The 8058-nt window shown below is 54.2% G+C and carries 6 protein-coding genes; 4 read left to right on the plus strand and 2 right to left on the minus strand.

Annotated features, from left to right (window positions below; genetic code table 11):
- Positions 1-521: 521 nt before the first annotated feature.
- The 4 genes from ctaD to SFC07_RS12940 all read left to right on the plus strand — a co-directional run bounded on the left by ctaD (position 522) and on the right by SFC07_RS12940 (position 5559).
- Complete coding sequence (ctaD, locus tag SFC07_RS12925; protein ID WP_411208723.1) at positions 522-2264, plus strand: cytochrome c oxidase subunit I; 1743 nt, start codon at positions 522-524, stop codon at positions 2262-2264.
- A 255-nt stretch (positions 2265-2519) separates the two neighbouring features.
- Entirely contained in the window at positions 2520-3824 is a 1305-nt protein-coding gene (gene serB, locus SFC07_RS12930) for a phosphoserine phosphatase SerB (RefSeq protein ID WP_411208724.1), read from the plus strand.
- Positions 3817-4557 carry a peptidyl-tRNA hydrolase gene (locus tag SFC07_RS12935; RefSeq protein WP_411208725.1) on the plus strand — a complete coding sequence of 247 codons (741 nt, stop codon included), beginning with the start codon at positions 3817-3819 and terminating at the stop codon, positions 4555-4557. The genes serB and SFC07_RS12935 overlap by 8 nt, the downstream gene beginning before the upstream one ends.
- Positions 4558-4626: 69 nt before the next feature.
- Positions 4627-5559 (plus strand): hypothetical protein, encoded by a 933-nt coding sequence (locus tag SFC07_RS12940; RefSeq protein ID WP_411208726.1) that lies wholly within the window; start codon positions 4627-4629, stop codon positions 5557-5559.
- A gap of 123 nt (positions 5560-5682) precedes the next feature.
- On the opposite strand, the gene SFC07_RS12945 is transcribed toward SFC07_RS12940, so the two are convergent.
- Together SFC07_RS12945 and SFC07_RS12950 are read right to left on the minus strand one after the other, a co-directional pair.
- Entirely contained in the window at positions 5683-7683 is a 2001-nt protein-coding gene (locus SFC07_RS12945; protein WP_411208727.1) for an ATP-dependent DNA helicase, read from the minus strand.
- 125 nt (positions 7684-7808) lie between these two features.
- The coding region (locus SFC07_RS12950) for an SDR family NAD(P)-dependent oxidoreductase (protein ID WP_411208728.1) at positions 7809-8058 on the minus strand (250 nt) is incomplete at its 5' end.

Consider the following 8058-nt stretch of genomic DNA (forward strand, 5'->3'; position numbering starts at 1 on the left):
CCGGGGATGTGGCCCTTGGTGTTTTTGGCATCTGTGGATGGGGTTGGTGGGTGCTATTGAGCCGGCAAAAATTCGGTGCCAAAAATTCTTTCTTAGGCAGGCTTTATAAAGCTTGGAAAGTGGATTTGGGGCTTTGGTGCGACCAAGACTTTGAAAAGTTTTCACAGCCGCACAGGGGCGAGTATGACGCTCCTCAACCTTTAGGTTGAACCCCCGCGGGGGGAGAATGGAACTACTCTCAGAATTATTAAGTAGGCGGTTGTGTGCTGGGGAAAGCTCAAGGAATTTGTGAAACCCTTCACAACTTTGAATGAAACCTAGTGCCTAGCGCGGAATGAAGCTGGGGTAGGGGTTGGATAAAGTTGGAAAAACATTTTTTTTAGGCCTGAAAAGGGATTACAGTTAGCTGCATACCGCCCTTTTTGGGTTGGCATCGGATCCTGCTTGTCGCATAAGATCAGGCAGTGTTGTTAAAGGACGATTTAAATCCGAAGGGATCGTCCCGTAGTCAGGAGGAACCTATGACCGCTGTGGCGCCTAGGGTCGACGGACACGTCGCCCCACAGAGGCCCGAGCCGACAGGACATGCCCGCAAGGGCAGCAAAATGTGGATGATGTTGACCACCACGGACCACAAGCAGCTGGGCATTATGTACATCATTATGTCCTTCAGCTTCTTCTTCCTTGGTGGTTTGATGGCTTTGCTCATTAGGGCCGAGCTCTTCACCCCAGGTTTGCAGTTCCTGTCCAACGAGCAGTTCAACCAGCTTTTCACCATGCACGGCACCGTGATGCTGCTGCTCTACGGAACTCCAATCGTGTGGGGTTTCGCTAACTACATCTTGCCGCTGCAAATTGGCGCACCTGACGTGGCATTCCCACGTCTAAACGCCTTTGGTTTCTGGATCACCACCGTCGGTGGTGTCGCAATGCTGACTGGCTTCCTTACCCCTGGTGGTGCGGCAGACTTCGGCTGGACCATGTACTCCCCACTGTCTGATGCAATTCACTCCCCAGGCCTTGGCTCTGACATGTGGATCATCGGCGTTGGCGCAACCGGTATTGGTTCCGTTGCTTCCGCAATCAACATGATGACCACCATCCTGTGTCTGCGTGCACCAGGTATGACCATGTTCCGCCTGCCAATCTTCACCTGGAACATCTTCGTTGTTTCCGTGTTGGCACTGCTGATCTTCCCACTGCTGCTCGCTGCAGCTCTGGGCGTGCTCTACGACCGCAAGCTCGGTGGACACCTTTATGATCCAGCTAACGGTGGTTCCCTCCTGTGGCAGCACCTCTTCTGGTTCTTCGGACACCCTGAGGTTTACGTCCTGGCACTGCCATTCTTCGGCATTGTTTCCGAGATCGTTCCTGTGTTCTCCCGTAAGCCAATGTTCGGCTACGTTGGCCTCGTTTTCGCAACCTTGTCCATCGGTGCACTGTCCATGGCTGTGTGGGCTCACCACATGTTCGTGACCGGCGCAGTTTTGCTGCCATTCTTCTCCTTCATGACATTCCTCATCTCCGTTCCTACCGGTGTTAAGTTCTTCAACTGGGTAGGTACCATGTGGAAGGGCCACATCTCATGGGAGACCCCAATGATCTGGTCTGTTGGCTTCATGGCCACCTTCCTCTTCGGTGGTCTGACCGGTATTATGCTGGCTTCCCCTCCATTGGACTTCCACCTGTCTGACTCCTACTTCTTGATCGCGCACTTCCACTACACCCTCTTCGGTACCGTGGTGTTCGCATCCTGTGCAGGCGTTTACTACTGGTTCCCCAAGATGACCGGCCGCATGCTCGACGAGCGTATGGGCAAGATTCACTTCTGGCTCACCTTCATTGGCTTCCACGGCACCTTCCTCATCCAGCACTGGGTGGGCAACATGGGTATGCCACGTCGTTACGCTGACTACCTTGATTCCGATGGCTTCACCATCTACAACCAGATCTCCACGGTCTTCTCCTTCCTCCTCGGCCTGTCTGTCATTCCATTCGTATGGAACGTATTCAAGTCCTGGCGTTACGGTGAGCTCGTTACCGTTGATGATCCATGGGGTTATGGCAACTCTCTGGAGTGGGCAACCTCCTGCCCTCCTCCTCGCCACAACTTCACCTCCCTGCCTCGTATCCGCTCCGAGCGCCCAGCGTTCGAGCTGCACTACCCTCACATGATTGAACGGATGCGTGCAGAGGCTCACACCACTAAGCACGATGAGCGAGCTGAAATCACTCAGACTCCTACCCCAGCTCAGGTGGATTAAACTTCTTAAGCTCTTCTGACTACCTCGACCCCGTGGAATTCTCCACGGGGTCGAGGTTTTTATTTAGCGGCCAATTTCAATGGATTTCCCGTCAAGGCGTGATGATATTCTTCCTCCTTGCTCAAAGAGATTAGGAGAGTGGTGGTCCACTTCAATGCTTAGGCCATTCAAATAAATTGTTCCTCGTGGTGGTTTTGAAGTGTAAGAAGACACCCAGAGTCGTGTTCTGCCCGTGAACGTGAGATAATTCTTGCCGTGACTGAACTCATCCAGAATCAATCCCAAGAAATCGCTGAGCTGGAGGCCGGCCAGCATGTTGCATTGCGCGAAGGCTACCTTCCGGCAGTAATTACGGTCAGCGGAAGGGACCGCCCCGGCGTTACCGCCGCTTTCTTCCGAGTCCTCTCCGCGAACCAAGTACAGGTTCTGGATGTGGAGCAATCCATGTTCCGTGGCTTCCTGAACCTGGCTGCCTTTGTGGGAATCGCACCAGCCAAGGTGGAAACCGTCACCACCGGCCTGACCGATACTCTCAAGGTGCATGGCCAGTCGGTCCTCGTTGAACTTCAGGACACCGTCCAGTCTTCCCGCCCTCGTTCTTCCCACGTTGTGGTGGTTCTGGGTGATCCTGTTAATGCTTTTGATATTTCCCGCATTGGTCAAACCCTGGCTGATTATGATGCCAATATCGATACCATTCGTGGACTTTCGGATTACCCAGTAACCGGCCTCGAACTCAAGATCACCGTTCCGGATACTAGCCCCGGCGGCGCCCAGAAGATCCGTAAGGCACTGGCTGCCCTAACCTCTGAGCTCAACGTTGATATCGCCATTGAGCGTTCCGGTCTGTTGCGCCGTTCCAAGCGCTTGGTCTGCTTCGACTGCGATTCCACCTTGATTACCGGCGAGGTTATCGAGATGCTGGCAGCATATGCTGGCAAGGAAGCAGAAGTTGCAGCTGTTACCGAACGCGCAATGCGCGGCGAGCTCGATTTTGAAGAGTCCTTGCGCGAGCGCGTCAAGGCTTTGGCCGGACTTGATGCTTCTGTTATTGATGAAGTTGCAGCAGCCATTGAACTCACCCCAGGTGCTCGTACCACCATCCGTACCCTCAACCGCATGGGGTATAAGACTGCTGTGGTTTCCGGTGGCTTCATCCAGGTTTTGGAAGGCCTCGCAGCAGAGCTCGACCTGGACTATGTGCGCGCCAACACCCTCGAAATTGTGGATGGCAAGCTCACCGGCAATGTCATCGGCAAGATTGTTGACCGCGCTGCTAAGGCTGAGTTCCTCGCTGAGTTCGCAGCAGATTCTGGCCTTAAGATGCACCAAACTGTTGCAGTTGGTGACGGCGCCAATGACATCGATATGCTCTCCGCTGCTGGCCTGGGCATCGCTTTCAACGCCAAGCCTGCGCTAAAGGAAATCGCTGACACCTCCGTGAACCACCCATTCCTGGATGAGGTTTTGCACATCATGGGCATTTCCCGCGATGAAATTGACCTCGCCGACCTGGAGGATGGAACCTTCCACCGCGTCCCATTGCCCAACAATGCCTAAAGAATCGCTTTTCGACGAACCCCTGCGCATCGCTCACACATTATTGTCGGAGCGCGCCGGCGACGGCCCGCACGGGGAAGACCCCAATGACCCGGCAACTGTGCAGGCAATGCAAATTGCCCTGCACATCCCCAAGCAGGATGCCCCGCGCCGGACTGATGTACTGGAAGCTGCGGCTCGCGCCGTCGTCAAGCTATGTCTTGATGATCGAGTGGCAACTGTCCCCGAGTTTCGCGCGGGCTTGGAAAATTGGTATGGCCATTTGATTCGTAAGGTGGCCAGGCGGGCGCGCAATACTGCGTGGGAAAAGGTGCAGGAATTAACCGGTGTGACCGTCGATGATGATGGGGCACAGGTGCGTGCATTTTTGCCCAGTGCGGTCAGTGAGGTTCCGGCCGACATTCGGAAATTGCAGATTTCTGGTACTGAATTGCCACTTGATCATCCCAAAGAGATTGTTGATGATGCACCGGTAATTTATGTGGACGGTTCTTTGGAAATGACCTTGGGTAAGGCTGCTGCGCAGGTCGGGCATGCTTCCATGTTGTTGGCTGCACACCAGCCTTATGAGTGGGTGGAAGCTTGGGCGCGAGAGGATTTCAAGCTGCATGTGCGTGAGGTCTCGGCTGCGGAGTTTGCTGAATTTTTAAGTGCTCCCGGTGCCGTTCCGGTTAGAGATGGTGGGTTTACTGAGGTCGCCCCCAATACCGTTACGGTTGTTGCAATTCCATAACGTACGCTGTGCCCCTGCCTCCTAGCTTGTAAAGTCTGACCTAAGTGCCAGCCCATTCTAGGAGGAATTGTGACTGATCCATATAGCTCAAAATATCCAGGCCAAGACGACGGCGCCCAGCAGTGGCCCAGCGGTCAAAATTCTGGACAGAATTCCGCTCAGCCTAATGGCCAGTCTTTCGGTGATCCCTACGGACAGCCCTACGGACAGCCCTATGGCCAGACCGGAAACAATTTCGGGGGCTTTGGTGCCGATCCACTAGGTGCGCCACTGGCCGCACCAGTTGGAGGACCGCAGCCACGCTTCCAAGAAGTGCAGTGGTCAACCTTCGATATTGGCGATGTTTTTAGCCAGGCTTGGAAGGGTTTTGTTGAAAGCTGGGTGGCGTGGGTTCTCTCCGCTTTGCTGTTCCTGGCCGCTGTAATCCTGGCCATGGTCATTTTTATGGTGCCTTTGATGGGCGCCATTTTCGCTACCGGCAGTTCCAGCTCTGCAGTTTCAACTGGTATCTTCGGCGCGATTGGCCTGGTGGGCGTAATCGCCATGATCGTGCTGGGTGTGTTGGGTATTATTTGGACTCTCAATTGTTACCGCAATGCCCTCAAAGTTGTGCGCGGTGAGGTTATTACCTTCGCCAGCTTCTTTAGCGTTCAAGGCCTCTTGATCCCATTCTTGGTCTATGTGGCCTATGGAATCCTGGTCACTATTGGCATGATGCTTTTCTTCCTCCCCGGCCTGGTAGTTTCTTTCTTGCTTATTTTTGTCGTCCCTGCCGCTTTCCATATCAATGGTGCGGGTGTTGGTGAGGCATTTTCGGCAAGCTGGAAGGCAGTGTCCCAAAACTGGGGTAGTGCAATCTTGGTTTTTGTGGCAGCTATTGCTTTGAATGCCCTCGGAAGCATGATCGTTGTTGGTATGTTGATCACCACTCCATTGACCTTCTTGCTTTATGCCTATGCACTGCAAATGGCAATCGGTGGTCCAATCGCACGCCGTATCTAGTGCATCTAGCCGTGGCGCAGGGCAGCATGAAGCCTGCGTGAAGTCTGCTTGATGGCAGTTTGATGGCTGCGGAAAACAGCGCAGTAGCTACCTGGCGGTAGCTACTGCGCTGTTGTCTTTGTCTTATTGGGAAACCAGACGTTTGAGGGCTTCGCGCACCACATTTGGTTTGGTGGTCTCCCAAAAACGGGGCATGGAAGAGCGCAGGAAACTGCCATAACGCTTGGTAACCAAGCGGTGATCCAGCACCGCTACCACGCCACGATCGCCCACATGGCGCAGCAATCGGCCCGCACCCTGAGCCATTAATAGCGCAGCGTGGGTGGCGGCAACTTCCATAAAACCATTGCGACCTTCTGCATCGGCAGCTTCTTTACGAGCCTGCAAAAGGGGATCATCAGGGCGCGGGAATGGAATGCGGTCAATAAGCACCAAGGAGAGGGATTTGCCGGGTACGTCCACACCCTGCCACAGCGTCAGCGTGCCAAAAAGACAGGTGTTTTCACTATCGGAGAATTTCTTCACCAAGGCTGCCGTATTGTCATCACCTTGGCACAAAACATCAAAAGGCAAACGTGCCCGCATAGCCTTTGTTGCTTGTTCCGCCGCGCGCCGGGAAGAAAAGAGTCCGAGCGTGCGACCACCAGCAGCCATAATGAGTTCATAAATCTCATCCAGGGTTTCCTGCGGCAAGCCGTCCCGGCCCGGATCGGGTAGGTGCTTTGCGGTATAGAGAATTCCCGAGCGCGCGGGATCAAAAGGCGTGCCAGCATCCAAACTATCCCAGGTGCCCTTTGGCAAACCCCAGCTAGCAGCCATGGCATTAAAGTTGCCGCCAATTGTCAACGTGGCACTAGCCAACACCACGGTATTTGTGGCAAAGAGCTTTTCATGCAGCAAACCAGCCACCGAAAGTGGCGCAACATTGAGGGAATCTCCGCGGCGTTCATCATGGTTATGCCACACCACATCAAGTTGTTTGGCGGCGTCTTCCTCATCAAAAACTTCGAGGATTCGCACGATAGCATCATGAATTTCCATGAGGTGATTGCTTAAGTTTTGACGCTCAGCAAAACGCTCAGGATCATTGGCAGCCTCGCCTTCAGGTGGGCTAGCAATTTGGGCCCGCAAACTCCACAGCGCGTCCTTCAGTGCAACGAGGGTTCCCTTTGATCCCTCATCCATGTCATTCCAGCGGCCTGGCTGCATACTTTGCAGCAGCAATTCCAAATCGCCAGCCAGTTCATTGACCTTTTCCTCGCGCTTTTCAGAGTCCAATTTGCTGGCGCGTCGAGCTGCGAGGTTGAGCGAATTTACCGTGATTTCCGCAGATGCAACGGCAGTAATTCGGCCGTCGAGCTCATGTGCCTCATCGATCACCACCACCTCGTGGTCGGGGAGAACCGATACATCCGAGAGCGCATCAATGGCCAAGAGCGCGTGGTTTGTCACCACCACATCAGCTTCTTTTGCTTTTCGACGAGCCACCTCGGCGAAGCAGTCCTCGCCATGCGGGCACCTACTGGCCCCGATGCATTCCCTGGCCGTCACGCTGACTTGTTTCCAGGCAAGCTCTGGAACGCCGGGATCTAGATCATCGCGGTCGCCGGTTTCAGTTTCATTGGCCCACTCATTAAGGCGCACAATGTGCTTACCCAACCAGGAGATATCCTCTTCTGGAATAAGGGCATCTTCCTGTGAAAGCTCCTCTTGGCGGGCAACTTTATTCATACATAAATAATTGGAGCGCCCCTTCATGATGGCGAAGGTGGGGCGTCGTTCCATCAAAGGCTCCAAGGCATCTGCCAAGCGGGGAAGATCCCTATGCACCAATTGGCGCTGTAGTGCAATGGTTGCAGTGGAGACAATGACGGTGGAGTCAGTTTTTTGAGCGTGGCGCATCGAAGGCACCAAATAAGCCAAAGATTTACCGGTACCGGTACCTGCTTGGACCGCCAAGTGACGCTTGTTTTCAAAAGCCTTGGTTACAGCTTGAGCCATGGCTTCCTGGCCTGCTCTGCGAGCGCCGCCGAGGGACTCAACTGCTGCATTTAGTAATTCCACCGTAGCGGCGTTTAGCGGTTCGCTCGGTGTGGGCTCTTGTGGGGTTTCGGCGTCAGACATCAAGGGTTAGTCTATCTTTCTCCCCGGGAGAACACGAAGCGTGAGGTCGTCTACAAACCATCAAAAGGCAAAGGCCCTAGGTGGTCGGGGAGACCAAACCTAGAGCCTGTGAATTTTAGAACCTCTTAGACTGCGGTGTAGCCGCCGTCGACCAGGTGGTAAGAGTCGGTGATGAAGGAACCATCTTCAGAGAGCAGGAAGTTAACCAGTGCTACAACCTCAGGGGTTTCACCCAGGCGACCGAGAGCATGCTTGCCAGCTAGTGCGTTGTAGTGCTCTTCAGGCAGGTTCTGCAGTAGTGGGGTGTTGATGTGTCCCGGTCCCACAGCGTTTACGCGGATACCAACCTCGCCGTATTCTGCAGCAGCGTTGGGC

It is taken from the genome of Corynebacterium callunae (assembly GCF_046592015.1).
Lineage (GTDB): Bacteria > Actinomycetota > Actinomycetes > Mycobacteriales > Mycobacteriaceae > Corynebacterium > Corynebacterium callunae_A.